The organism is Corynebacterium curieae, from assembly GCF_027570035.1.
GTDB lineage: Bacteria > Actinomycetota > Actinomycetes > Mycobacteriales > Mycobacteriaceae > Corynebacterium > Corynebacterium curieae.
On record NZ_JAKMUU010000001.1, the window covers coordinates 747494 to 774161 of the forward strand.

Annotated in this window: 20 protein-coding genes and 1 pseudogene; 8 read left to right on the forward strand and 13 right to left on the reverse strand. The window is 57.8% G+C overall.

The features are described 5' to 3' along the window. Positions 1–19: 19 nt before the first annotated feature. The 3 genes from L8V01_RS03490 to L8V01_RS03500 all read left to right on the forward strand — a co-directional run bounded on the left by L8V01_RS03490 (position 20) and on the right by L8V01_RS03500 (position 6349). Positions 20–1212 (forward strand): IS3 family transposase gene (locus L8V01_RS03490; RefSeq protein WP_269945750.1). Its coding sequence is split into 2 segments (ribosomal slippage): positions 20–308 and positions 308–1212, totalling 1194 coding nucleotides; the frame shifts between segments, so codons are not numbered across the junction. Positions 1213–1713: 501 nt separating this feature from the next. Next, positions 1714–3768 (forward strand): site-specific DNA-methyltransferase, encoded by a 2055-nt coding sequence (locus L8V01_RS03495; RefSeq protein ID WP_269945751.1) that lies wholly within the window; start codon positions 1714–1716, stop codon positions 3766–3768. A 4-nt stretch (positions 3769–3772) separates the two neighbouring features. Next, positions 3773–6349 carry a DEAD/DEAH box helicase gene (locus tag L8V01_RS03500; RefSeq protein ID WP_269945752.1) on the forward strand — a complete coding sequence of 859 codons (2577 nt, stop codon included), beginning with the start codon at positions 3773–3775 and terminating at the stop codon, positions 6347–6349. A gap of 1419 nt (positions 6350–7768) precedes the next feature. Here the strand turns inward: L8V01_RS03500 and L8V01_RS03505 are convergent. Continuing rightward, positions 7769–9322 (reverse strand): recombinase family protein, encoded by a 1554-nt coding sequence (locus tag L8V01_RS03505; protein WP_269945753.1) that lies wholly within the window; start codon positions 9320–9322, stop codon positions 7769–7771. A gap of 62 nt (positions 9323–9384) precedes the next feature. Here L8V01_RS03505 and L8V01_RS03510 point away from each other — a divergent pair. Further along, positions 9385–10029, forward strand: a pseudogene (locus tag L8V01_RS03510) (HNH endonuclease signature motif containing protein); the annotation flags it as partial. A 76-nt stretch (positions 10030–10105) separates the two neighbouring features. Here the strand turns inward: L8V01_RS03510 and efeB are convergent. From efeB to lepA, 4 genes are all read right to left on the reverse strand, one after another. Then, complete coding sequence (gene efeB / locus L8V01_RS03515) at positions 10106–11389, reverse strand: iron uptake transporter deferrochelatase/peroxidase subunit (RefSeq protein ID WP_269945754.1); 1284 nt, start codon at positions 11387–11389, stop codon at positions 10106–10108. Next, positions 11389–12546 carry an EfeM/EfeO family lipoprotein gene (locus L8V01_RS03520; protein WP_269945755.1) on the reverse strand — a complete coding sequence of 386 codons (1158 nt, stop codon included), beginning with the start codon at positions 12544–12546 and terminating at the stop codon, positions 11389–11391. The genes efeB and L8V01_RS03520 overlap by 1 nt, the downstream gene beginning before the upstream one ends. A 3-nt stretch (positions 12547–12549) precedes the next feature. After that, positions 12550–14517, reverse strand: a complete 1968-nt coding sequence (locus tag L8V01_RS03525; protein ID WP_269945756.1) for an alkaline phosphatase family protein — start codon at positions 14515–14517, stop codon at positions 12550–12552. A 257-nt stretch (positions 14518–14774) separates the two neighbouring features. After that, the gene (lepA, locus tag L8V01_RS03530) at positions 14775–16625 is read right to left on the reverse strand and encodes a translation elongation factor 4 (protein WP_269945757.1); all 1851 of its coding nucleotides are present in this window, start codon (positions 16623–16625) and stop codon (positions 14775–14777) included. 18 nt (positions 16626–16643) lie between these two features. On the opposite strand from lepA, the gene L8V01_RS03535 reads away from it, so the two are divergent. Both L8V01_RS03535 and rpsT read left to right on the forward strand, forming a co-directional pair. After that, entirely contained in the window at positions 16644–17180 is a 537-nt protein-coding gene (locus L8V01_RS03535) for a type II toxin-antitoxin system PemK/MazF family toxin (protein WP_269945758.1), read from the forward strand. A 221-nt stretch (positions 17181–17401) separates the two neighbouring features. Beyond that, positions 17402–17665, forward strand: coding sequence for a 30S ribosomal protein S20 (gene rpsT / locus L8V01_RS03540; RefSeq protein WP_269945759.1), 264 nt, complete (start codon positions 17402–17404; stop codon positions 17663–17665). Positions 17666–17758: 93 nt separating this feature from the next. Here the strand turns inward: rpsT and L8V01_RS03545 are convergent, their stop codons facing one another. Continuing rightward, positions 17759–18337, reverse strand: a complete 579-nt coding sequence (locus L8V01_RS03545) for a TetR/AcrR family transcriptional regulator (RefSeq protein ID WP_269945760.1) — start codon at positions 18335–18337, stop codon at positions 17759–17761. A gap of 333 nt (positions 18338–18670) precedes the next feature. Between L8V01_RS03545 and L8V01_RS03550 the strand changes: the two genes are divergently transcribed. Together L8V01_RS03550 and L8V01_RS03555 are read left to right on the forward strand one after the other, a co-directional pair. Next, positions 18671–19513 (forward strand): DNA adenine methylase, encoded by an 843-nt coding sequence (locus L8V01_RS03550; protein ID WP_269945761.1) that lies wholly within the window; start codon positions 18671–18673, stop codon positions 19511–19513. Continuing rightward, complete coding sequence (locus tag L8V01_RS03555) at positions 19506–20846, forward strand: type II restriction enzyme (RefSeq protein WP_269945762.1); 1341 nt, start codon at positions 19506–19508, stop codon at positions 20844–20846. Before L8V01_RS03550 ends, L8V01_RS03555 begins: the two co-directional genes overlap by 8 nt. On the opposite strand, the gene L8V01_RS03560 is transcribed toward L8V01_RS03555, so the two are convergent. The 7 genes from L8V01_RS03560 to L8V01_RS03590 form a co-directional block, all read right to left on the reverse strand. After that, positions 20843–21490, reverse strand: coding sequence for a LysE family translocator (locus tag L8V01_RS03560; RefSeq protein WP_269945763.1), 648 nt, complete (start codon positions 21488–21490; stop codon positions 20843–20845). The two genes, L8V01_RS03555 and L8V01_RS03560, sit on opposite strands and share 4 nt — an antisense overlap. Further along, on the reverse strand, positions 21487–21876 hold the full coding sequence (locus L8V01_RS03565) for an ankyrin repeat domain-containing protein (RefSeq protein WP_269945764.1): 390 nt from the start codon (positions 21874–21876) through the stop codon (positions 21487–21489). The genes L8V01_RS03560 and L8V01_RS03565 overlap by 4 nt, the downstream gene beginning before the upstream one ends. Positions 21877–21886: 10 nt before the next feature. Further along, on the reverse strand, positions 21887–22864 hold the full coding sequence (gene holA / locus L8V01_RS03570; RefSeq protein WP_269945765.1) for a DNA polymerase III subunit delta: 978 nt from the start codon (positions 22862–22864) through the stop codon (positions 21887–21889). Position 22865: 1 nt separating this feature from the next. Further along, positions 22866–24278, reverse strand: coding sequence for a ComEC/Rec2 family competence protein (locus L8V01_RS03575; protein WP_269945766.1), 1413 nt, complete (start codon positions 24276–24278; stop codon positions 22866–22868). A gap of 18 nt (positions 24279–24296) precedes the next feature. Beyond that, positions 24297–24995 (reverse strand): ComEA family DNA-binding protein, encoded by a 699-nt coding sequence (locus L8V01_RS03580; RefSeq protein WP_269945767.1) that lies wholly within the window; start codon positions 24993–24995, stop codon positions 24297–24299. A gap of 99 nt (positions 24996–25094) precedes the next feature. Beyond that, a complete protein-coding gene (locus L8V01_RS03585) occupies positions 25095–25970 on the reverse strand; it encodes a DegV family protein (protein WP_269945768.1) in 876 nt (291 codons plus the stop codon). After that, positions 25970–26668, reverse strand: a complete 699-nt coding sequence (locus L8V01_RS03590; RefSeq protein ID WP_269945769.1) for a histidine phosphatase family protein — start codon at positions 26666–26668, stop codon at positions 25970–25972. The genes L8V01_RS03585 and L8V01_RS03590 overlap by 1 nt, the downstream gene beginning before the upstream one ends.

Consider the following 26668-nt stretch of genomic DNA (forward strand, 5'->3'; position numbering starts at 1 on the left):
GGAAAGGTAATCTACCTCCATGCCTAGGAAGGTTTATTCGGATCAGTTCAAGCGCGACGCGGTCGCGATGTACGAGAACGATCCACAGGTGTCGTTGAACGCTGCGGCCGCCGATGTAGGGATCAACCGCTCTACGCTTCGCGTATGGGTTGATAAGTACGGAACTGGCACGAAACCCCAGCTTTCAGCGGGCTTACGTGCTGATCGTGCGAGGCAACTCACCGATGCTGAGAGGCTACGTCAGCTGCAACAGGAAAACGCCCGCCTGAAAGAAAAACGCGATATTTTGCGTAAAGCAGCCAAATATTTCATGGAAGAGACGAACTGGTGATCCGCTTCCGGTTTGTTGATGACCACCGCACCGATTACTCGGTCAAGCGGATGTGCACCGTACTCGGGTTAAACCGCAGCTCCTACTATAAATGGAAAGCTAGCAGCGCCCAGCGGCACCGCAGACTGGTTGACGATGCCATACTCGGAGCCAAGGTCAAGGCCATCTTCGACGACAAGAAGCAGCTCTACGGCACAAAACGCATTGCCGCCGAGCTGACTTTCAACGATGCGTACAGTAGCACCCGTCCGGTCAACCATAAGCGCATCGCCCGGATTATGAAGAAGCTTCAGCTGCGCGGCTACACGAAAAAACGTAAGGTCACGACAACGCAGCGTGGGAGTCATCGCTTTATATTTGCTGACCTGGTCAAGCGTAACTTCACTGCGCCAGCTGCCAATAGGATCCTCGTCGGCGATATTACCTATCTGCCGATCGCAGACGGGTCGAATATGTATCTGGCTTCTGTGATTGACTGCTACTCGCGGATGCTCGTCGGCTTCGCGATCGCAGACCACATGCGCACCGACCTCGTCGAAGAAGCGCTCGAGAATGCTCGCCGTATCCGTGGCAGTCTCTCCGGGGCGATCTTCCACTCAGATCATGGCAGCGTGTATACCTCATCGCAGTTTCAGGCTGTCTGCCGAAGACTCAACGTCACCCAGTCGATGGGAGAAGTTGGCAGCAGTGCTGATAATTCACTCGCGGAGTCGTTTAACGCGGCGTTGAAACGAGAAGTGCTCAAAGACCAGAAAGTCTTTTCCAATCAGCTAGTCTGCCGACGCGACGTCTTCGCATGGTGTGCGCGCTACAACAACGCCCGAAGGCACTCCTGGTGCAAGTACCTCACACCCATTGAGTACGAAACTCACGCTTCCTAACAATGCGCTAGAGTAAAGCCAATATCTTCACCCCCACGGTGTCTACTTTCCGGGGGCCGGGCCCGTATACGCCTTTCCATTCATCTAGACATCATGACCAAGATGCGCTGCCCTAATCTCCGGGCTAACCCCTTTGGGCGATAGCTCGGTTATTCAAAACGGTACGACACGCATGCGAGCGCATGGCGGCTATGGCAGCACTACCAACCACGTGGCCTACATCCTCATAGAGATTGGCGCTTACTTTAACAGCATTAATGATGCCCACAACAAACCAGCGCGTTAGCACACCCCCAGTAGCTCCACGGATCCATGACCCGGTAGAAGAGCGGATACGCAACCTGACCATCGACCAGTTCAAGCGACCCAAGCGAATGGGCTCGCGATCCCGAGTGCAGGAGGAAGAGTTTGGTCCAGAGTTTTAGATGGTAATTGACCATGATAAGTGCGTAATCACACGTAGAATGACAACGATGTAATTTTTTGAAAGGTATACAGTTTATGGCCAAATGCAGCAAACTAGAGCTGACCTGGTACAACAAAGACAAAGCTCTCATCCCGCTGGCGGAAGGCAAGTACGGCTACGCTTGGGTTGAGTCAACTGATCCGCGCTATTGCCAAACACGACCGTTGATAATCGATGAGTATTTCGCAGGTGAGCAGGCCGAGAAAGATCCGAAAGCTACCTATTCAGAGCGTGCCAATCTGACTCCACAAGACGGTAACCTGCTTATTCTTGGGGAATCAGGAGATGTGTTAGAGACGCTAACACGTGTTCCTGAGTTGGTTGATAAGTACGTTGGCCAGGTCAAATGCATCTATATTGATCCGCCGTTCAACACCGCTCAGACCTTCGCTAACTACGAAGATAACCTTGAGCATTCAGTGTGGTTGACCATGATGCGTGACCGTCTGCTCAACATGCGCAGCTTGCTCAGCGATGATGGCAGCATCTGGGTGCATCTCGATGACGTGGAGAATCATCGTATGCGCCTGCTAATGGACGAAGTCTTTGGGGCTGAGAATTTCATTGCAGACTTCATCTGGCAGAAGGCGGATGGAACTCGCAACAATACTAATAGTGTCTCCGTGGACCAAGATTACGTTTGCGCTTACTCAAAATCTAGCGGCTTTCGGATTAATCGCCTACCGCGTACAGCAGCTGACAACGCCCGATTTTCAAATCCCGATGGGGATATTCGAGGATTGTGGTGGGATGACAATCCAACAGCTCCTGGAGCTTCGACGCACCAGGGGATGGTTTACGCAATTCAGAATCCCATTACTGGGGAACTCGTATACCCAGGCTACGGACGATGTTGGGCGGCTGAGCAGAGCACCATTTTTGAATGCATGTCGCAGTACGCACGATATGAACTCCGTGATCTAAACGATGCGGAGGAGCGTGCATCTCGGTGTGGGGTCGGGGTGGATAAAGTGCGGGAAGGTGTCTGCGGAATCGTATTAGCGGATTCGCTTGAAATAAGTTCTATAGAAGCGCAGAAAACGATTAAACGAGGAAATTTACCTCAGTTCTTTTGGCGGAAGCAAGGTGTCGGTGGGATTGGAAAGAAGTCGTACATCCCCGACGGCGGAACAGTTCCCGCTACATTGCTTTCGAACGAGGATGTTGGGCACAATCGCGGGGCGAAGTCCGAGCTCAAAGCGCTTTTCCCAGGGGTCACACCATTCACCACCCCCAAACCCGAGCGTCTTTTAGAGCGAATCATTCACATTGCTACCAACCCTGGCGATATCGTTCTCGACTGCTTTGGCGGCTCGGGTACCACTGCAGCGGTAGCGCAGAAGATGGGTCGGCGTTGGGTGACCTGTGAGTTGGTTGAGGACACATTTAATCGTTTTATTGTTCCTAGATTATCTAAAGTAATCGCAAATGATGATCCAGGTGGAGTTACCTTTACGCAGGATCGTGAGCCTAAAGATGGTGTTACTCTTCCAGAAAAGCATGATGCCACTGCTGCTGAAGACTCAGCGAAATTGCTTCGAGCCTTAGCGAAGATGGATCACATCACTTCTGAGCAGCAAGCACATATTAAAGAAACAATGAAGCTGATTGCTACGAAGAAGTCCACTGTTCGCAATTGGCGTGGTGGTGGTGGCTTTACCACGGCGCATTTAGCACCTGAGTGTTTTAGCTACGACCCGGAATTGGGATTAACGACACTTACTGACGCAGCTCATGGCGATATTCTCGTCCGTACTATCGCAGCTAACCTGGGCTTTTACTTGAGTCCTGAAGACTCGTACTTTGACGGCCACTACAACCGTAAGCGTCTTGCTGTCGTGGATGGACTCGTTGACAAAGCTAAGGTGGATGAAGTCATGTCGCACTTGCCTGAGGGGTGTAGCGCAGATATCGCCGCCACCATGGTGGATGAAGATATGCGCGATTATGTTTCATCATTTGAGAATGGTTCGCGCGTTATACACATTCCATTCGGTGTGTTTCCACATGCTCCTGTTAGTCCTGATGCGGACGAGAGCGTGGAATTAATCGACCGTATTGACCCCGACAGGGCCGGAGAGGATGAGTAAGGCCATGGCGTTGAATGTAGTTGTAGATAACAACTTGATTGCTGAGATTGCTAGCGATTTTAACCTTCGGGAGCCTAATCGTGAAGCGCTGAAAGCTGCTGTAGCTAGGCTCGAATCGGGCGATTTCGACCCGCAGACACCGCAGATTCTTAATCTTGCCACGGGTGCGGGCAAGACCTATGTCATGGCTGCACTCATTGAATACCTGCGCCATCAGGGTCATTACACGGTCATGGTGATTACTCCCAGCACCGTGGTGCAGAACAAGACGGTGGATGATTTCACGCGTGGAAGCAAGCGTTACCTCGGTGGTTTCCGCATTCCACCCCATGTTATTACTCCTGGTGACGTGCATCATTTACGCACCAACATGGATCGGATGTCTGATGGTCAAGCTCGTGCTTCAGATATCTATGTCTTCAATGTGCAGCAGCTCTATCCGCCGAAGGAAGGCGGTAAAAACGTTGCTACTGGTGTCGAAGGGGCACGCCGTAAGACTTGGAAGTTCCAGGAAGCTTCTGGCGTACTTGGCGAGCGACTGGCTGAAATGGATGATTTAGTGGTCATCATTGATGAGGCACACTTGTTTGGTGATTCAGCCGAGATCTATCAATCTGCCTTTAAAGCCTTGCTACCTGCGGCAACGTTCGGCTTAACCGCTTCGGCTAGCAAGGATGATGACATCATCTTTGAGTATCCGCTCTATCAAGCACTTGCCGATGGTTACGTGAAACAACCCGTACTCGTGTACCGCAATGGTGGCTACGGTAGTGATTCTCCTGGTGAAGGGCGACAGCTACAGGATGCATTATCGCTGCTGAGACGCAAGGAAGAAGCCTATGCAGGTTGGCGACTAACGCACCCAGATGGCAAGCAAACAAAACCTTTGCTCTTTGTCGTGTGTCAGAACGTCAACCACGCCACTGAGATTGCCGAGCGTCTACGCCAGCCTGACTATTTTGATACCCCTGAGGCTGTCCTTCAAGTCGATAGCAAGCACACGGATTCAGCAACTCAAACCATGCTGCGCTATCTCGATTCTGACCACTCTCCCGTGCGTTGCATTGTCAGCGTGAACAAACTGCGAGAAGGATGGGACACTAAGCGCATTGCGGTGATGTGCACCCTTCGTGCAATGGGTTCTGAGGTGTTGACCCAGCAGGTTATGGGACGTGGTTTGCGGTTGCCTTTCGGGTCATTGACCGGCGAAGCTACAATCGATGAACTCGATATCTTGAGTCATCAGTCCTTTGTAGATTTGCTGGATAAGGAAGATGTTCTTCGAGAATTTGGCTTAGATGGCGCTGTCGAGGACGGTGTGGACACGACAGAGCTGATTACTGGTGGCGGGGATACTGATACGGCAGAAGGCACTGTAACGCTACCTGCGACAACGGATCCAGGTAATAGTGCTCATACATTTAATTCGAGCGATTCTGAGCCTTCGGAGATTAGTTCTGGTACTCATACTCCAGATTTGCCTGAAGCAGGCTCCAGCGCCCACCTTGCGCATCCACGCGGAGTTTCTGCTCGTAGGGTCGGAGACGATGAGGCGATTACACCGGGTAATGACCATCAGCCTGCCTTGACCAACGTGTATGTCACGGTCAACAAGGATTTTGAGGATGTTGAGTTCACCTTCCCTATCTCCTCGCTGATAGCGACTGTCAAGAATTTCCGGCTCGATGATTACCCACTTGAGGGGGTTAGGCCCTTTGCCGCTGGTGTCAAGAACACGATGGCGACTCTTGAGCGCAGGAAAATCATTGCTGATGCAACGTCACACTCAGTAAAGGCTGAGGCTATGGATCGCGTGAAAGTTCAGTCCTACCGTCAAACGGAAGCTCAAGTAGTTACTGAACTTGTCCAGCGTGTAGCTAAGATGAATGTCATTCATGCTATTGATAGCAACTTCCGCTATCTCAAACAGCAGATCATCCCCTTTTTCATGGATAACAGTGGTATTGACGCATGGACTGAGAACGCGAAGGAATCAGCTGCCGTCCAGCTCGCGGCGTATGTGCGCAGCATCTATGAGGACTTCAAGAAGAATCCAACCTTAGAGCGCAAGGTCGCAGCGAAGAAGATGCCGATCCGCCGTTCGATCCCAGTACCTCAGGTCTATGACCTGCTGGATATTGAGGGGGCTGCTAGCTCAGCCGATGCAGGGTTTAATAAGAACCGCTATTACGGACCGTGGGTAAAGGGTCTTTTTGATGGCGCTAAATTCGACTCCTTTAACGCAGAATACCGTCTGGCCTGCTTGTTCAACTTCGATCCTGACGTTGTGTGGTGGACAAGACTCTATGAAGCTGATGGTGCATGTGTCGCGTACACGGTAAAGAATGACTATTACCCTGACTTCGTGGTTCGCGATACTGATGGGGTCTACTGGGTCATTGAGGCCAAGGCTGATCGGGATAGAGATGACGAAACAGTCAAGCTCAAGCAGGAAGCCATGGAGGATACCTTGCGCAAGCTTTACCTGGTCGAAGACTTTGAAGACCAAACGTGGCAGTACCTCATGGCATTTGAATCCGATATCAAGGCCTCTAACTCATTTGATGATTTGCGACCATAAGCGCTGCTAAACCAATAAAAAAGACCGCCTGAGCATCACGGGGGATTATGCTCAGACGGCCTTTCTTCTCCAGAGACCACTGGAGCCCTTATCAGGGGTGCAGGCCTCACAAAGTGGTACGCGCAGTATGACACGGGACTCAAGGGCCTGACCCCGATGCACTATCGGCATCAGGCCCTTGAACCCCTAACCACCTAGAATTAAACCAGTCCAACTTTTGGGGGCCAGTTCATTTTCTCACTAGGGGTTATGTAGTGATGTTGCCGTTTATCCCTGTCTCTCCTCTGTAAATCCTGCTGCTGTAAGTAGCGTGTATGCAAGTTCTCAGGCTTGGGTAGCGGTCATCCAGGCAGAAGTGCTAGGTAAGCCTGTATAGACATCCGTATCATCGTCCGTTAGCTAAACTTCTCCATTGCGCAGTAACAATGCCCCCATCTAACTAGGAGACGATTCCGGCAAGACTTGGAGAATTAGGCCTGATTCCTCTAGGTCTTCCGCGATTACGTTGGCATATAGTAGTGCCCGACTTCATTTACGATATGGAAGTGCTTTTTATTTTACTTACAAGCTCCCTACAGTTGCGCATTCTTCCTTTCCATAATCTGCTGTAAAGCCCATAGGATGACGTGGCGGAAGTAGTGTGTTGATTGGCTTGTAACATAGCCCATATGGAACCCCTTCAGCCTCCACCAGTCACCTAAGCTTGGCGCGAGACTTCTGATACTGAGTATCACTATATATGTTGTGACACTATTATGCCGCCCTCTTGTATCTATGTTTACCTTTAGGCTCTACGCAACTGCCCCACACAAAATTTAGCCGGTTGAAATAAAATCTATCCACACATCACCCAAACCCATTGAGTTAGGCAACCCCAAGAAACGACATACCCCGAAGACGCGAAAAAGGCAAACATACCCCTGTTCACCAAATTGTGTGAACTTCACACGAGTTTAGATAATTTCACACACCACTTCACATTCGTAATTTATCCTCTGACCTGCTATTATCCTCTATTTAACACATTTCACATGTTTTCCAGTATTGAGGCATAAGAGCATAAAGCAGCTACCTCTATATAGGTGGTACCACATAGCTACATACGGCTATATAAAAAGATTTGTTGAAAATCGTGTAACCGTGTGAAATGACCTTTTTCTACCCGCCTATCTGGGGAAACGCCTTCACAAACATTGTGTGAAATCGTGTGAGTTCACATGTTAAGTCGTGATTTCACTCGATTATTGAACGCATCCACCCATAAATATGATAGGCAACCACTTATAATCACATCTTCACCCCTTAACTGTGACTAGAAACATATTGGCACTAATCTAGACACGAATTAAACAAGGTGGTTTAAGGTGTTTTGCCCGATGACCCACCCTTGTGGGCGAACCGCTTACCCTTCCCCGCTTTCTAGGCGTCTACCTTCCACTCGATTCCCACCGTCTTCGGGTCGAACCGCTTGCGCCCTACTACTGCTTTGTAGAGCCGAACCTCCATGAGCGCGTCTATGATTGCCCGCTTTGTCACCAGCGAACTGTCCCTAAATCCCGCCGCTGGGTCTTGCATCCCTGTTAACACCGATTGCGTTGCCTCTGGCAGCATCTTAACCTGTTGCCGGCGCAGACCGTCGATAGCAGCCTGAGCCTTATCACGCTTGCGCTTTAGGTCCCGTGCGGTTATTAAATCTTCATCGAAGTCAGACTCAGCACCCTTAATCCTGGCCTCTAGGTCCTTTATCTGCTGCTCTATAGCCTTCGATTCTTCCGTCGGCTCCCTCCTAGCTACCAGCGCCTCCACCACGTCTTCGCGAGATAGAATCTCATCTACAACCGTACAGACCAATCGGTCTATAGGCTCGCGGGTGCGGGAGATACCACATTGCCTGCACCGGTACCTCAGACCTAATGTGGTCATATGGTGGCCGCATTCGCCGCAGATATAAAGACCCGAACCTAGTCCGGCCCGCCCGCTTCGGTTATGCCTCCTCTTATCACGCTTGGGGTCGCACAAGATATCAGAGACAGACCACCACAAACTCTTATCCACAATAGGTTCCCAGAACCCGGTGACACGCTCGCCGTCGGCATCACGGGCAATATGCATCCTTTTGCCCGGTGCCGTATCAGACCCGGCACCCCTATGCTCTGGCCTCTTCTTCGCGTCTTCGGGCATATGTACCCGGTACCCGGCATAGGTTGGATTAGATCCAACTCTTAGAACCATATGGTGTGTCCACTTGGTCTGCTTCGGCTTCGGTAGCAGCTCCATATCACGCTCTGCGCGCTTTTCATTGCGCTGTTGCCATATCAGTATCCCGGGCGGTGCACACGGGGCAAGCCACGGCACCTCTTCATCTCTACCCGCTTCGCCATTGAGTGCGCGCACGATATCAGCCATAGACACCCCTGCCTGTATAGCCCTGTAGATACCGCGCACCGTCTTAGCCCTATCCTCTATAACTTTGTAGTCGTTGTCATAGCCATAGGGCGCGGCCCCGCTGGGGCGGCCTCCTTTTTGCACCTTCTGAAGTATTGCGCGCTTTTGCCGCTCAGACTTGCGCTCAACTTCTTTACTGGTAAACGCACCCATAACACGCGACAAAAATCGGCCGTCATCATTGCTCAAGTCAAGTTCGCCGTTGCAAGTTGCTAGGTGCAGATTCGTATATTTAGCCCGCCCTAACCATTGCTCCATCTGCATAGGTTGTCGGGTAAGCCTGTCGAGGTTATAGCAAACAATAGTGTTAAAGCGACCCGCTTCGTAGTCTTCCTCCATGCGGTTGTACTCACGGCGCGTTACGTGTTCCTTACTTGCGCTCACCGAGTTGTCAACATATTCATCTACTAACTCCCACCCTTCCCGTTCAATAAGCGCCATACAGTCCTCCCGCTGACGCTCAATACCGAGGCCGTTGTTTTCTGCATCGAGGCTAATCCTTAGGTACATCACTGCTTTTCGCGTCATTTTAACCATCCAATCTTGTGATGTTGCGCACAAAATGTGCCTTTTCTGATGTGTCTTTGTGCCCCATCTTACCGGAAAAGGGCGTGCGGATGACGCGGCGCAAGGGAGGGCCATCGACGCTTTCGATTACCGGTGATTCCGATTTCATCGCTGACCTGCACGCCAGCATCAATGAGGAGAAACCTCTCGATTCTGTGGAGAATATCTTCTTCCGCGGCGGAGCTGCGGTACGGCCTGCCGCGACGACGAATATCATCATCCAGCTCGATGAGTTGGATGAAATCCTAGGCGGTGGAGGCGAAGAAATCACGCTGCGACTGACCAATGGTGCCGAAATCAGCGGCGCCAAGCTGGTGGAAAAGCGCCTTGCCGAATGCGGCCTTGTCACGCTCGTCCATCCCTATGAGGGGCCGGTAAACTTGTATCGCACCTCGCGGCATGCCTCGGATAAGCAGCGCCTGATGGCAGGTGCGGAAAACCCCACCTGCCCGTGGGCGGAGTGCAATTATCCGGCGGATAAGTGTCAGATTCACCACCTGCAGGCGTGGAAGCACGGCGGCGAGACCAATATGTCGAATCTCAGCGTGGCGTGCCCGTATCACAACGGCGTCAACGACGACGATCCGCATGCGCCGCCGGTGCGTGGCCGGCTCGAGCGGCGGCAGGGCCGAATAGTCTGGGTCCCGCCCTGGGCCAATTCAAACTGAGCGCCCTGCCTCGCTATTTACGAACTCAACTCACCCTGCACAGTTTTCGCAAATACTGCAGGGCAGCGAAGCTTGCCTAGGCTTGGAGGAGCGAGCAGCCGAAGAAGTCGGAGTCGTCGGCAACGCCGGGCAAAGCATAGAAATAGCCGCCGCCGTAGGGGCGGATATAGTCCGCGAGCGGTTCGCCCTCGAGGCGTTTTTGCACCGTGATGAACTGACGCTCCAAGTCCTGCTGGAAACAGATGAAGACCAAGCCGACATCGAGGGTGCCGTTGTCGCGCACCCCGTTGTCATAATTATAAGCGCGACGCAACATGAGCTGGTCGGAGGTTTCTGGCGTGCGCGGATTGGCGAGGCGAATATGCGCATCGGTGGGGATGACGTCACCTGTGGCATCGTCGAGGTAGTTCGGCTCAGCGTGCTCGTCACCGCCGGAAAGTGGGCCGCCGGTAGCACGGTCGCGGCCGAAGATTTGCTCCTGCTCGGCAATGGAGATGCGATCCCAGAATTCGGTATACATAGCAATCAGGCGAACCACCATATAACTGCCGCCGGCGGCCCAATCTGGCTCGTCCGCGCCAGCCCACACCAGCTTGTCTTGATCCTTTTCGGCCGGATTGACGATGCCATCTTTGAACCCAAGATGATTTCTTTGGGTGCCAGAAGGCCGTGGCTCGTTCATGTAGCCGTTTTGGCGCCAGCGCACGGCGACGTCGCCGCGAGTGTGCCGAAGGATATCGCGCAACGCGTGAATGACGGTATCGTGCTGATCGGCGCAAATCTGCAAGGCTAGGTCGCCGTGGCACAGCTCGTCGTTCAAGGTGTCATCAGCGAAAGCCTGCATAGAGCTCAGGTGGCTAGGCTTAACGGGTTTTAGGCCAAAGCGGTCGTCGAAAAGCGAATCGCCCACGGCAAGGGTTATGGATAGGCTATCGGTGGGAAGCTTTGGACCCAGCTCGCCGGAATCACCGGCGGGATAGGCTATGCCATCGGCCGCGGTGGCTCCGCCGGTGGTAAGAACGCGGGCACGCTCGGTGATGGTACGAAACAGCTCTTCCAGACGCGATTTTCCTGTGAACTGTACGTCGAGGGCGACGACCTCGGAATACTTTTGGGCTGGGTTGACAATACCCTGCTGGTGCTCGCCATGGAAAGGAAGATCGAGCGGGTCATCCGCATCGGTGCGCGGCGAAGGCACAGCGGGGTCGGCCGAAGAATCCTTGCCATGCTTTGAGGAGCCGAAGGAGGAACCAGCAAAGCTTGACTGCGCGTTGGCGGCCGCGGCTGGGCCGGTAAGCGCGGCGGTTGCAGCAAGGCCAGAAAGAAAGGAGCGGCGGGAAAAATTAAACGGGCAGGGCACTAATCCATCCTTCTAATAACGGTCATCGTGGCGACAGGGGCAAGCAACTCATTAGCACGGGCAACGGCCGACTGCAGGCGCATACGATCCTTTTGCGACCATTTGTCAAAAGCGGTGTCATACTTTTCATCGAATTCACCGGCGATCTTGTCGAGTTCATCCAGCTGGTTATAGATTGGCGCGGTATCCAACCCGCGGCCCTCAACGAGGGAGCGGACGGCATCCAGCGTCAGCCGAGTAGAGGTAACATCGCCGCGCAGCGCGGTGGGTAGGGCATGAGCGCCGAAGTCACGCTCGCCACGCATGTCGAAGCGCTCGAATTCCTCCATCACCTCGTGGGTGCGCAGGCCGTAATCGGGCGCGGGAATGGCGAAGTGGGAGGTCTCGAGGGCACGGGCGGTTTTATCGACGGCGTCGGCAAGCGCGCGGGCAGGCTTGGCCGCATCCTTGACAGGGCGCTTGGACCACAGCAGCTTTTCAACCTCTGCGTGCCCCTCCAAGTCCGGCCCAGGCCACATTTCGCTGGAATCGTCGAAGGAGCGGTAGATCTCGAGGTAATCGAGGTAGGCCGCTCGGGCGGCGGGACGGTCTTTAGAGGTGGCATCGGCAAGAGCGTGAGCCTTTTTCTGCAGCTCAGGAACGCGCTTTTTCTGCTTAGCTGCCTGCTGGATAGCAACAGCTGCGACCTCGCGGTCAGTAATAGGAACCATCTTGGGCGCTTCGGTGATGGTGGAACCGGTGACCGTGAAATCATCAGACTTCACGGCCGAATCATTGTGGAAGACACAGGTGAGGTGATAAGTGCCGTCCTGCAGCTTCGGGGCCCACGCGCGCTTGGCTGGAGTACCCACGCGCTCTAGAACTTGGTAGGCATTGCCCGCATCGTCTGCAACGTAGACGGTAAGCGCCAGTCCAGAGGTGTTATAGACCTTCCACTCTGCTTGCCCCTGGACCTTGTCGGGCGTAGGGCACGAATACACGTCGCGCACATTTAGCTGTGGTTCTTTCGGCTTCGCGCTTTTGCTTGTCGACGGCGCCGCCGGTCGCGAGTCTCGGGAGCTGGAGCCGAAGGAGCTTAGGGAGCTTTGAGCTACAGCATGAGGGGATACGGCCGCGATGGCAAGCACCGCGGCGGTGGCGATACGGAAGGTCTTCATAGGTTAGAACGGGAGGTTAGGCAGCGGTGGGAGCTTGAAATCCTTCAGCTTCTTAAGGTCGAGGCCGGGGTGACCATTCATGTACCAAGCTACGATGCCAGCGCCTACGCCTAGGGCAGTAAGGATAGCCGCAATGACGCCGCCCTTGGAAGAACCAGCAGAAGAGCTGGAGCTCGAGTCAGCGGGCTTATTTGTGCCAGGCCGCGGCTTGGACTCTTGGTGCAACTTAGTGATGGAAGGCACGCCCTGTTCAGTAACCGTCGGGTCATCCATATCCTCAACAACGTCCTTGAGGTTAGTGCCAGCGCGAGAGGAATTATCCACCTTTTCGATAGATGCGTAATCCTTAGCAACGGTGCCATCGGTCTCGTTCAGGAAAAGCTTCGGTGCCTTCTCTCCGGCGTTGAAGTCGAACATGTTGTTCAGTTTCCCGGCGCGCTCGTCAAAGGCAACGCCTCCCAGGCGGCCGAGGCCCCAGTTGTCCTGGATGAACTTGGTAACAGAGGTCTGCTCAGTGTAGGTGGAATCGATGTGATTAGTCTTTGCGTACGGGGAAATGACCAACAGAGGCTGGCGGGTGCCTGGACCGCACTGGCCATGCTTATCGCCGGCGACGCCGACCTTCGCTGCGGCAGCGGTACAGATTTCCTTATCCTGGTGTGGATCGTTGGAACCGTTTAAGATTTCTGGGGCTTTGTGGTCATACCAGCCATCGGAATCATCGTAGGCGATGACCACTGCGGTGGAATCCCACTCTGGGGAGTTCTGCAGCTCGTTGATGTAGTGGGTAATGAAAGCCTGCTCGTCTAACGGATTGGAGTAGCCGGCGTGGCCGTCCTGGTAGTTCGCGGCCTTCAAGAACGACACGGCCGGCAAATTGCCCTGTTCGATTGCGGTGTCGAAATCCTTCAAGTCGTACTGATGGTTGGCACGATCGGTCTTGCCAATCATGTCATCGCTCGACGGTGCCAGGTGGTGCGGGTTTGCGGTGGAGGCGTAGTACTGGAACGGCTGGTGGTGCGGATTGTAGTCCGTTTGGTTCTGACCGGTCAGCGTGGTGTGGGACGCGCCGCAGCGAGCGCGGGCATTATCGGTGGCCTCGTCGGTCGGGCGGAAGCCGCCCTGGAACCAGCCCCAGGTGACGTCCTTGTCATTGAGCTGGTCGCCGATGTTTTTGGAGTGCATCGCAGTCACCTGGTTGGTGCCGGCGGAGGAGTTATTAGAGCAGTCGTCGTAAAGCGGGTCTGGGTCGCCGACAACGGTGGCGGTCTTGCCGTCTTCAGATACGCCAGCGAGGGCGTGGTTCTTGCCTGCTTCGATCTTCTTTTGCTCACCGGTGGCTGGGTCATGCATGGTACCGCCGGCCACTGTGCCGGAAATCAGGTTCAGTGCTCCAGGGGTGGATGGGCCAAAGATGGTGGAGTAGCTATTGTCGTTCATCGCGAAGTTCTGCGCATAGTTCCACATACCGGTGACGGTATTGCCATCGTAATAGCCCATGGTCATACCTGGGGCGGCGTAGTAGCCGTTGGAGGATTTATCGATGTCGGTAGACACGGTCTCTGGGAATTTGTCCATCTTGCCACCGTTGTACGCGGCCTGCTCATCGCCGTAGTGGTGATTCTGATCCGTGGTGACAGCGTGGTCTGGCCCAATGCGGAAGGGCTTGACGGAGTTGGGGTTCTTCTCCCCCATTACGCCATCGTTTTCGAGGTTTTTTGCTTTAGGGGTGCCCTTTTTGGCAGTGAACTTTGGGGCTTCTTTATCGCTGCCCTGCAGCTTCTCGCCGTCCTTGTTTAAGGCATTCGGATAGGTTCCGAAGTAGTGGTCGAAGGAGATATTCTCCGAGTAAATGACTACAACGTGCTCAATCGGGGTGGTGGTGGTGGCCGCCTGGGCGATGCCGGGGACGAGTGAAGTGGTGGCGGCTGCGGTAGCGCAGACGGCCACAGCACGAGAGCGAAGCTTCATAAAAAATCCAACCTTGGTCGAGAATTAGCGGGGCAGGTCGAAAGTGGCTGTGGCTCACCGGCGAGTCATCGGTCGCTTTCGAATCGAGATTTAACGCCGCGAAAACATAAACCGCAACTAGTTAAAAAGGGCGCTCCGGCCGAGAGGACGCCCTAAAGGGGCAGCTCACCTTGAAATTTTTGACAGACGCGCCCCGGGGTTGTTAACGAAGAATTAAGAATCTATTCGGCTTCGCTTTGCCAATAGGGGGTGCGAGGTTAGTCGTTGGCGTCAGTAGACAGCGCGGCCACAAAAGCCTCCTGCGGCACCGAGACGGAGCCCAAGGTCTTCATGCGCTTCTTGCCGGCCTTCTGCTTTTCCAGCAGCTTGCGCTTACGGGAGATATCGCCGCCGTAGCACTTGGCTAGCACGTCCTTGCGCATAGCGCGGATGTTTTCGCGGGCAATGATCTTCGAGCCGATGGCCGCCTGGACGGGCACCTCGAACTGCTGGCGCGGGATGAGCTCCTTGAGCTTCTTGGTCATCTTATTGCCGTACCACTGGGCGGAATCGCGGTGGACGATGGCAGAGAAGGCGTCGACTGGGTCGCCGTTGAGCAAAATGTCGACCTTGACTAGGTCCGCGAGTTGCTCGCCGGCCTCCTCATAGTTCAGCGAGGCGTAGCCCTTGGTGCGGGACTTGAGCATATCGAAAAAGTCGAAGATGATTTCGCCGAGCGGCATGGTGTAGCGCAGCTCCACGCGGTCCTCGGAAAGGTAGTCCATGCCGCCCATCTGGCCGCGCTTGGACTGGCAGAGTTCCATGGTGGGGCCGACAAATTGCTCAGGCACGATGACGGTCATCTTCACCACAGGCTCGTAAACCTCGGTAAGTTTTCCTTCCGGCCAGTCGGAGGGATTGTGGACCCACTTTTCCTCGCCGTCTTCGGCCACCACGCGGTAGGTCACCGAAGGCGCGGTGGAAATCAGGTCGAGGCCGAACTCGCGCTCTAGGCGGTCACGCGTGATTTCCATATGCAAAAGGCCCAAGAAACCGCAGCGGAAACCAAAACCGAGGGCAACGGAGGTTTCGGGCTCGAAGGTTAAGGAGGCGTCGTTAAGCTGCAGCTTTTCCAGGGCATCGCGCAGGTCCGGGAAGTCGGCCTGAGAAATGGGGAATAGGCCGGAGTAGACCATCGGGTCCGGATCCTTGTAGCCCTTGAGCGGGGTGTCGGCACCACCGTTGGACCAGGTGACAGTATCGCCCACCTTGGTCTCGCGAACGTCTTTTACGCCGGTAATCAGGTAGCCCACCTCGCCAGGGCCCAAGCCCTCACACTTTTGCATCGTGGGCGAAACGATGCCGATTTCCAGCAGCTCGTGATTGGCGTTGGTCGACATCATGGTGACCTTCTGGCGCGGGGTGAGCTTGCCATCCACCATGCGGATATAGGTCACCACGCCGCGGTAAGTGTCATAGACGGAGTCAAAAATCATGGCGCGGGCCGGCGCATCGGCGTCGAATTCAGAGGACGGTGGCGGGACTAGCTCGCAGACCTTGTCCAGCAGCTCGACGACGCCCTCGCCAGTCTTGCCGGAAACGCGCAGCACCTCTTCCGGCTCGCAACCGATGATATTGGCGATTTCCAGCGCGTATTTTTCCGGGTCGGCGGCCGGCAGGTCGATTTTATTGAGGACCGGGATGATTTCCAGGTCGTTTTCCATCGCCAGGTAGAGGTTGGCGAGGGTTTGGGCTTCGATGCCCTGGGCGGCGTCGACAAGCAGGATGGCGCCCTCACATGCCTCGAGCGCGCGGGAGACCTCGTAGGTAAAGTCCACGTGGCCGGGGGTGTCGATCATCTGCATGACAATCTGTTCCCCCTGCGCGGTGCCGGACTGGGGCACCCACGGCAGGCGGACGTTCTGCGCCTTAATGGTAATGCCGCGCTCGCGCTCGATGTCCATATTATCGAGGAACTGGTCACGCATATCGCGCTCCGCAACCACCTTGGATAGCTGCAGGATGCGGTCCGCCAGCGTCGACTTGCCGTGGTCGATGTGAGCAATAATGCAGAAGTTTCGGATTCGGGCGGGATCCGTAAACGTCGTGGCCGCAAAGTTTTCAGACATAGGTCTACAATAGTCGACATGAAAAGCGGCATGCTCACCCGTCTGCGCCAGGCGCTGGGAATCAGCGAGCGCGAGCCCGTCGACGCCGGTCTGACCCGCATCAATTCCCGGCTGGGGCTGGATAGGTCGGATGAATTCCACGAGCCCCGCAAGGCCGCCGATATCCGGGTTGAGGCCACCGCTTCCCACCCCCGCTCCATATTTTTTACACCCGATATGGATGGCCAGGCCGATTCTGGCGAGGTGGTCTGGGTGTGGGTGCCCTCCGAGGGCAAGCAGGCACCACCGCGCGAGCGCGCCATTTTGGTCGTCGGCCGCACCCGCACCACGGTGATGGGTCTGCTTATCTCCCCCAACCCGAAGCATGCGCTTGACGATGCCTGGCTGGAAATCGGCTCCGGCGAGTGGGACGAATCTGGATGCGATTGTTGGGTGCGCCTCGACCGCCTCCTCGAGGTCTCCGAGGAGCAGGTGCGCCGGCAGGGCACGCTTTTCCCAGAACGCAGATTCGAAAGAATCGCAAATAGGTTGCGGGCGCGCTATCACTGGGCATAGCGGCTGCGCAGCGTATGGAAAGGGTTTTGGTGGGAAGGACGCCGTACTGCTATTGTGAGTTGGTTACTTACTTGCCGGGCGCGTTGGTCGGGGCGGGCAGGACCTTGGGTTCGCCCTTCGAATACTAGCGCCGAGCGCACCAGTAGACGCTGGGGCGCGGGAGTAGTCCGAGCAGGTCGGTTTCTACGTCAATCATTTTCGATTACTAAGAGGTATTTTTCATGGCAAATATCAAGTCCAAGCAGAAGCGCGTTATCACCAACGAGAAGGCACGCCGCCGCAATAAGAGCATCCGCTCCGCAGTGCGTACCGAGATCCGCAAGTTCCGCGAGGCTGTTGCTACCGGCGACAAGGCTGCTGCCGAGAAGCAGCTGCGCGTGGCTTCCCGCGCCCTGGACAAGTCCGTGTCCAAGGGTGTCTTCCACCGCAACACCGCTGCCAACAAGAAGTCCGGCATGGCTTCCGCTTTCAACAAGATGGACTAAGAGCCAGTACAGGAAATTCCCTCGGCCGCATTCCACGGAGTGCGCCGAGGGATTTTTCTTGCCCCAATGGGGCTGCAGGTTAGCGTGCGGCGCTTAGGCCAGCTCGTCGTTGAAGTAGTCTTCGAAGATGGCGCCGGCGTTGTGATAGGCGTCGGCAAGCGATGTGCCGCCGCGGGACTCCACGAAGGTCTCAATGGCGGTTTGGAATTGGGTGTGGATGATATTGACGGTGGGCGTTAGGCGTGGATCGGAAGATTTCCAGCCCTCGCGCGCCTGCACGGCTTGGCGGATGCGCTGGACAATGCGCCTATTGCGCTGGTAGTACATGCCACGCAGCTTGGCATCCTTGGCAAGCGCCCGCGCGGTGAGTTGGGAGATTTCCGGAAAAAACTCGTTGCCTACGGCGCGCTTAAATTCGGCCTTGGCCATAATTTCAGAATCCTCGCGCAGGCTCCCGGTGGGCAGCCCCGCAGCGAAGTTCTGGAACTGGTACTCCACTTCCTCAGAAAATTCGGGACCCAAAACTGCCGATTCTTTGTCCTTTATATAGTTAAATAAGGTGCGCCGAGAAACGCCCACCTTCTGGGCGAGCTCTTCCATGGTAAAACCGTCATACCCATTGTCTATGACGAGGTTGAGCGCAGCGACTCGAATCTTTGATATACGCGGCATGGATGCCCCTTTCTGTCCCGACGCTCTAAAAGCTTCAGTTACGTTTTCTAGCTCCCCAAGGCATTGTGTGAAATTTCTATTTTGCCTACAAACTAAGGGATTTTGGGGCGATTTTATTACCTTATATTCGCCTTGGGAAACCGCTATGCTCACCGAATAAAATCACGGCCGGCGGGACTGCGCGTTTGCGCCCGTCATGGCACTATTTGGCAAAACTGTGATGTTAGACAACTGCGAACGCAAGCTTCGGACCGGAACATCGCATAAATACGCTCGCGCGTTCGAAAGGCCGATGGTGCTCGTGTCCGGCGCGGCGGCTAAGATGAGTCAACGATGAAAAACGTTAAACCACTGGTGAAATGGGCGGGCGGAAAGCGCCAGCTCCTGCCGCATATCCACGCCGCCCTGCCGGCGGATGCCCCGCGGCGTTTCTATGAACCTTTCATCGGTGGCGGAGCGGTCCTTTTCTCCCTCGAACCAGCCAGCGCACGGGTCAACGATCTCAATAGCGAGCTCATCAACTTGTATGAGGTGGTGCGCGGCGGCGTCGATGAGCTCATTGACGTGCTCGCGGGCTATCCCAATGAGGCGGAGTTTTTCTATGCGCTGCGGGCAGTGGACCGGGATGCCCAGCGGTTTGCCGCCCTCTCCCCTGTCGAGCGTGCCGCGCGCACGCTGTATCTCAACCGGACCTGCTATAACGGCCTGTACCGCGTGAACGCGGCGGGGCAATTTAATGCACCGTTCGGACGCTATAAAAACCCCACCATCTGCGATGAGGCGACGCTGCGCGCTGTCCACCGCTATTTTGCGGATAATGATGTGAGCTTTTCCCAAGGCGATTTCGCCGCAGCAGTGGCGGACGCGGGTAAAGGCGATTTCGTCTATTTCGATCCGCCCTATGACCCGGTAAACGTGACGAGCTCGTTTACCGGCTATCAAAAGGGCGGCTTTGACCGCGCGGAGCAAGAGCGCCTCAAAGAGGTCTGCGATGAGTTGGATCATCGCGGGGTAAAGTTCCTACTGTCGAATTCAGCCACCGAGTTCATTCGGGATCTCTATGCGGACTATGAGATAGGCATCGTCGGGGCAACACGGGCAATAAACTCCGTCGGTTCGAAGCGCGGCAAGGTCGATGAAGTGCTGGTGCGCAACTACGAGGTAACCCGTGGCTAGCGGTCCGCAGGCGCATGCAGAACGGGAGCTGCGGGCACGATTTGGCGTGCCGGAGTCGGTAAAGCTGGGCGTTAATGACTGGGGCTGGCTGCGCGTCCTAGCTGCCGGCTACGGCGACGAGCTGGAACAGCACGGATACTTCTTCATTGGTGCCCGCGAGCTGGAAGAGATCTCAGGCAGGCAGCCGCGGCTGATGGCCAAGCATGATTTCTCTACCTCCCGGCCGTGGATCTTTCAGCGCTTGCGGCTCGGTATCGTGCCGGTCAGCCGCCGCGAATACCTGGTGGGGCGATTCAATCTCTACGAGAGATTTCCAGAGACGCAGCGCGGCGAGGTACGCACACTGGAGCTGCCGGCGGGGCTGGATACTCTCTCGATGGAGGGGGTGAGCTCGGAGGCGGTGGCGTTAAATGGGGCGTCGGCAAGCGGGATGCTAGAGGACTTCCTGGGATGCGGGCCGTTGCAGGCCACGGTGGCAGGGCGCATGTCCACGCGCGAGCTGCAGGTGCGGCTGCCAGACTTGGGCGTGGATGTGGCGGTGGACCGCGCGCAGATGGAAATCGACGGCGGCTTTGAATCGCTCGAGCATCTGGTGCTGGTGGAGGCGAAGAATCACCTTTCGGATGATTTCAATATCCGGCAGCTATATTTTCCCTACCGGCGCTTCCAGCAGCGCCTTGCCAAGGACGTGGTGCCGGTCTACCTGGTGTATTCCAATGGCATTTTCCATCTATACCGCTATGAATTTCGGGACCCGGCGGATTTTCGCAGCATTGCGCTAGTCGATAGCGCCCGCTACGCACTGTCGGCCTCGAACCTAGATACACAGGCGGCGCTAGATATCGTGCGAGCGGTGGAGCCGGAAGCCGAGCCGGCGGTGCCCTTCCCGCAGGCCAATAGCTTTGAGCGGGTGGTCAACCTCTTGGAGCTCATCGCGCTGCAGCCGCTGAGCAAGGCGGAGATTACCCAGCGCTATGACTTCGACCCGCGGCAGGCGGACTATTATGCCAACGCCGCGCGCTACCTCGGGCTCGCGGAGCTGACAGATGAGGCTTGGGAGCCAACCGAGCGCGGCCGGCGCGTCATCGAGCAGCCGCAGCGCGACGCCCGGAATGCGGCACTGATACGGTCGCTTGCCGCGCGGCGGGTTTTCCGCGAGGTACTCGAGCTCAGCTTGGCCCGCGGCGCGGTGGCCAGCACCGCAGAGATCGTTGCAGCGATGGAGGGGCTGGGCCTGAGCTTGGCGACGTCCCAACGGCGCGCCTCCACCGTCGCCCGCTGGACCCAGTGGGTGCTCGATACGGTGGCCGAGGGAACACCGCGGCTATTTTAGGCCAGTAGGTTCTGCGCGCCGGAGATGATGAGGATGATGCCGGCGATGATGAAAAACAGGCCGGAGCCGATGTCGATCCACGGGCCGGCGGCGATGAGCTTGCGGCGCACCGCGTTGGTGGAAATCACCGTGGCGACAACGAGGAAGAAAAGGAAGGCCGAGAGCGATAACGAGAGCGTGAGCGCGATGGCCAACCATGCCGGCGGGCTGGCGGGAAGCAGCGGGGCAATCATCGCGGCGAGGAAGAGCACGATTTTCGGGTTGGACATATTCGTGGCTAGCCCCACCTTGAAAGCGGTGCGCAGCCGGCCGAGCTGGGCGGCGGCGTCTTCTAAATCCACGGGCGGGTTGGACCGCTGGGCGATGCCGCTGCGCAGCGCGCGCGAACCCATAAATACCAGGAAGCAGCCGCCGACGACTTGGACCGCGCCCAAAATTTCCGGGAAGGCCGTCAGCAGCGCGGCGGCGCCGAAAACGGTGGCGGCGCACCAAAAGAGCACGCCGATCTGGATGCCGGCGGCCGCCGCAATGGCATGGCGGCGCGAGCGGGTGGCGTAGCGGGTTACCAGGATAATGTCTGGGCCAGGCGAGGCCACGCCCACCAGGTTCATCAGTAGGAGGGTGAAAAAGGACGTCCAGGTCACTCCCCTGCCTCGCTTTCTAGGCGCGGGACGAGGTCTTCGCGGCCAAACATGCGGGCAGAATCCAGCGCGGAGGGCTGGCCGGCGGTAGGGTCGGCGTGGGCGGCAAGGAGGGCGTCGATAACCGCGTCTTCCTTCTTGAAGATGGCGCCGGCCAGCGGGGACTGGCCGCGATCATTGAGCAGGTTGACGTCCGCGCCGGCGCGGGCAAGTGCGGTAACCAGCTCGGCGTGGCCGTGATAGGCGGCGAGCATGAGAAAGGACTGGCCTTCGTGGTTAACGAGGACGATATTTACGCCGTGGTCGATATAGGCGAGGAGGTCCAGGTTGCCCTCGCGCGCCATGTCAAAGAGTCGACCGGCGAATTCTTGCACTTGCGTCTCAGACATGGTTTCTAGCTTATCGCGCCAGTTCCGCGACGCGTTTGACGGCCGCCTCTATGGCGAATTCGGGCTCACCGCCTTGGCCTTTGACGGCGGCATCGAGCTCGGAGACAAGGATGACGGCCTTGGTGACATTATCGGCGGACCAGCGGCGGGCCACGGGCTGGGTCATTTTGACCACGTAGGGCGCTAGACCGGTTTGGCTCGCCAGCGAGTACTGGTCCCCGCGCGCGGAGTAAAGGCGAGCGACGGCGCCGACCTTATTGGCCAGCGCGGCGGCAATCGCCACGGGGCTCGCGCCCAGCTGGAGGGCGCGGCGGCAGGTGGATACGGCGGCTTCGACGCGGCCGGCGACGGCGGCGTCGGCAATGTCCCAATTGGCCACCTCGGCCACGCCGACGTAGTAGTTTTGCACCGCCTCGCGGGTGACATTGCCGCCGGTATCGGAGACCAGCTGGGAGATGGCTGAGGCCAGCTCGCGCAGATCAGAGCCCACTCCCTCGAGCACGGCGTGGATAACGTCCGGGGTGGGGCGCACGCCGTGGCTGGAAAATTCGCGGGTGGCCCACTGGCCCAGCTCATTGGGGTAGAGCGAAAAGACCTCGTGGACCTCCGCAATCTTGCGCAGCTTGGCCACAAGCTCGGGCTGCTTCTTCTTTTTCTTCAGCGTCTTGGCCGTCACGGAGTAGATGATGACCATGGTCATGCCCGGCGCGGGATTGGCGCAGGCACGCAGGATGATATCGACTACTTCCTTGCCGGCGCGCTCGCAGTCGCTGATGACGATGACGCGGTTATCACCAAAGAGCGACGGGCTGGTGGCCTCGAGGATCTCGCCCTCCGAGACCTCGGAGGCCTTAAGCTTGGTCAGCTCGGGCCGGGTGCCGGTAGATCCGCTCTCCTCGGCCGCGGCGCGCTGGATGTGCAGGCGGGCGCGTTCGGTGAGGAATTCATCATCGCCGAGGATGAGGTGTACTGGTGGCATGCCCGCCATTTTAGCCTGCGGCCAGGCCGAGCCAGGCGATGCCCGCCAGCGTCAGCGCCAAGGTGAGCCACGGGCGGTGATAGAGGAGGCCGGCGATGATCCAGGCGTAGGCAAGCAGCGTAAAAAGCGGGTTGGCGGGAATGGTGACCACGGGCAGGTGGGCCACGCCGTGGGCGACGGTGTTAATCCACCACGAGAAGGGCTCAGTGAGGCGCAGCAAGCCGGCGCCCAGCACATCGAGCGGGCCCAGCTGGGCAAAGATGGCGGCGATAAGCCCCACGATGGTAATCGGCACGGTGGCGGGCTCGACGAGGATATTGGCCAGCACGGAGACCACGGAGACCTCACCGGACATGAGTGCCACCAGCGGGAGGGTAACGATATCGGCAGCGATGGCTACCGCGACCGCGCGCAGAAAGATGGCGGGCCAGCCGGTCACGGCCAAGTGCTTATAGATGAGCGGGCTTAGCGCCACGATGCCGAGCGTCGCCGCGCAGGATAGGGCGAAGCCAAAGTGCACGGCGAGGTCAGAATCGACAAAGAGCAGCGCGATGATACCGAGGCTAAGCGCGTGAATGGGCTCCATGCGCGTGGAATTGAGCACGGCGAGCAGCCCTACTACCCCGGCGACGGCCGCGCGCTGGACGGAAGGTTCGAAGCCCACAAGCAAAACATAGGTGGCAAGGGCGCACAGGGAGGCGGCCACGCGGGCGCGGGGTCCGAGCGCGAAGGCGGCGCAGACCACGGCCGCGGCGGAGCAAACGATGGCCACATTGGCCCCAGATACAGCGCTCAAGTGGGAGAGCCCGGTGGCGATATACAGGTCGCGCTCGGCGGTATCTTGCAGCGCGGTATCGCCGAGCACCATGCCGGGGATAAGGCCCTGGCTGGAGGGCCCGACGGTATCGAGGACCAGCGCGCGGAAAATCTCGGCCACCTCGGCCGCCCAGCCGGCCAGGCCTTCGGGCTCGGCGGTTACCTGCACGTCGGTGGCATTGGCGCTGAGCTTGCCGACGCCCGCCCTATCCGACTCCCCTACCCTTACCCTGGCCGTAATTTCGGCACCCGCGGCGGCCGGGACCGGATCCGGGCTAAAGACGGGCAGCTGCGTGGGGTATCCCGGAACCTTGAGCCGCAGCAACCAGCCACCGGCACTGGTTTGTGTCGGCGCGGTGGTCAGGCGGCCGGTGACTTCGGTGCCGAGGTCGAAAGTGGCTGCGCGGGCCTGGCGCACCGCGGCGACGAGCGCTGCAACAGAGGCGACCGTCCCACAGAAAAGCGCTTGGCCCCACTGACGGGTACACAGGCACAGCGCGACGGCCGCGACAATGATTGCGATGGCCCAGCCGCGGCCGGCGAGCAGCACGGCGATGACGGCCATCCAGGCGGTGGCCGCGCCGGGGACGAGCCGCAGTTCTCGCATCGCACGCTCGAGCTCGAGTTAGAGCTGGACCTGGTCTTTAAGCTGTGCCAGCTTCGCCGGGCCGATGCCGGAGACCTCGAGGAGTTCTTCCACGTCCTTAAAGCCGCCGTGCTCCTCGCGGTAAGCCACGATGGCTTGCGCAGTAACCTCACCAACGCCCTTGAGCTCCGTCAGTTCCTCGGCGGTGGCGTTATTGAGGCTCAGGCCGCTGCCGCTGCTACCGCTGCCGCCGGGGTTATCGCCGGCAGGGGCGGGTTCGTCAGGTGCGGGAGGTGGGGCGGCGCCGGAGGGAAGAATGTGGAGCTGTTGGCCGTCGGAAAGCCGCTGGGCATGGTTGAGCGCCATGGTGTCGGCGCCGGGAAGCGGATGGGCGGCATCGAGGGCATCGGCGACGCGCGCGCCGGGCTCGAGTGTCTTCAGGCCGGGCTCGGCAACTTCGCCGATGACCGAGACGATGATTTCGCTGGGTTCCTCACTTGGTGCAGCACCGGGAGCCTCGCTTAATGCCGCGGGCTCGGGCATGCCGGAGGCGTCATCGGAGCGCGCATTGATGCCGAGCCAGACCACCACGCCGATGACAAGAAGGACAGCCACGGCGCAGGCTTGCCAGGGGCTGATTCGCAGCCGCGGGCGCGGGTAATCGACGGCGAGGAGTTCTTCCTCGCCGGTGGGTTGGGTAAATTCGCGGAGTCGTTCACTGATATTGGGTGCCGCCATGACGCTGAGACTAAATGCGCGCGCCAAGAGGCGGTAGGTACAGCGGAAGCGGGCTGTGGATAACTTGTTGTGGACGTCAACGAACCCGGCGCGCTGGGCCTAGTTATCCACAGAACGGCGCGGCGAGAAGGCGCGGGGTCGACCACGCGTGTGAGGATGAGCTGGTTCGGCCGGAGGCTCCGAGCTAAACACCGCAGATACGCCGATGGCGGAGGGGCCGGCGTGGACCGAGAGGACGTCGTTAAGCGGGGTGCAGATGAAGGACGAGCCCTGCGGCAGCGCCGCTTCAAGGAGCGCTTCCAGCTTGGCGGCTGCGCCTTCGGCGTGGTTGTGCTGGATGGCGACGAAGGCCGGCTCCCCGTTCGCGCGGGAGGCGATGAGATCCACCAACTTGGTAAAGGCCTTGGTTTGGGTGCGGGTCTTGCCCACTAGCTCCAGTTTGCCGCGGGTAATGGACATAATCGGCTTGGTGGCCAGCAGCGCCGTGGAAAGCATGGCCGTGGCCGGGGAAAGGCGGCCAGAGCGGCGCAGATCTTCCGTGGAGTGCAGATACACCCAGGTAGCCGAGCGCTTGAGGGTATCTAAGGCGGCGGCGTAGCATTCCTCCAGACTGGCGCCGCGGGAGGCCAACTTAGCCGCGGACATCGTGGCCGCGCCCATAGCCATGCCGGCTGAACCGGAATCAATCACCCGCACCGTGTGCGGGAAAACACCCGAAGCAGAAACCGCAGCGGAGTAGGTAGAAGATAGCTCTTTAGATAGGTGTATGGCCACCACACCTTCGTCTTGGGCGCGCTCCATCTCGCGACCATAGGCAGCGGCCAGCTCCAGTGCGCTTAGCCCGGAGGTAGATTGCTCTAGGCCTTCCTTGCCATGGCTTTCCATGAGGTGGAGATCGATGACGGCGATGGATAGCTGCTCCGCCAACTCCGGCGGCAGACCCGCCGAGGAATCCGTTATGACGCGAACGGCCACTAGATATCTGCCCCGCCGTCCCCGGTGACCTCGCCGCCCATATTCCAGCCATCGAAATACCACTTGGCGCTGCCGACGTTCTGGGCATTAAATTCCAGCGAGGACAGCGGCGTATCCGGGTTGAAATCAGGGCGGGCCGTTAGCTGCGACCAGTGCGTATTCTTCAGTCCGGAAAGGATTCCGTACTGTGCATGGTCGAGTCCGAGCAGGTGACACGTCAGCGCCGAGATAGCACCGCCATGGGCCACGATGAGCACGGGGCCTGCTTCCCAGCCGCCGAAATCTTGCATGAGCTCATCGATGACAGGGCGGGCACGTTCGGCCACATCCACGCGGGACTCGCCCTCTGGCGGGGCCCAGGTGGGGTCGTGGCGCCAAATGGCGCGCGCGCCTGGGAACTCCTCATCCACCTCAGCAGAGGTCCTGCCCTGCCACCGGCCTAGGTGGGTCTCGCGCAGGCGGGCATCCGTGGTGAAGTCCACGCCGAGGGCATCGGCGACCACGCGCGCGGTTTCGCGCGCACGGATGAGGTCGGAGGCAACAATTTTAGATACGCCCTGATCCTGCAGCAGGCGCGCGGCAGCACGGGCCTGCTCATAGCCCAGCTCGGACAGCTCGGTGTCCAAGTGGCCTTGCATGCGGCCGGTGGCGTTATACGTGGTTTGTCCGTGGCGGATCAGGATCAGGCGGCGGCTCAT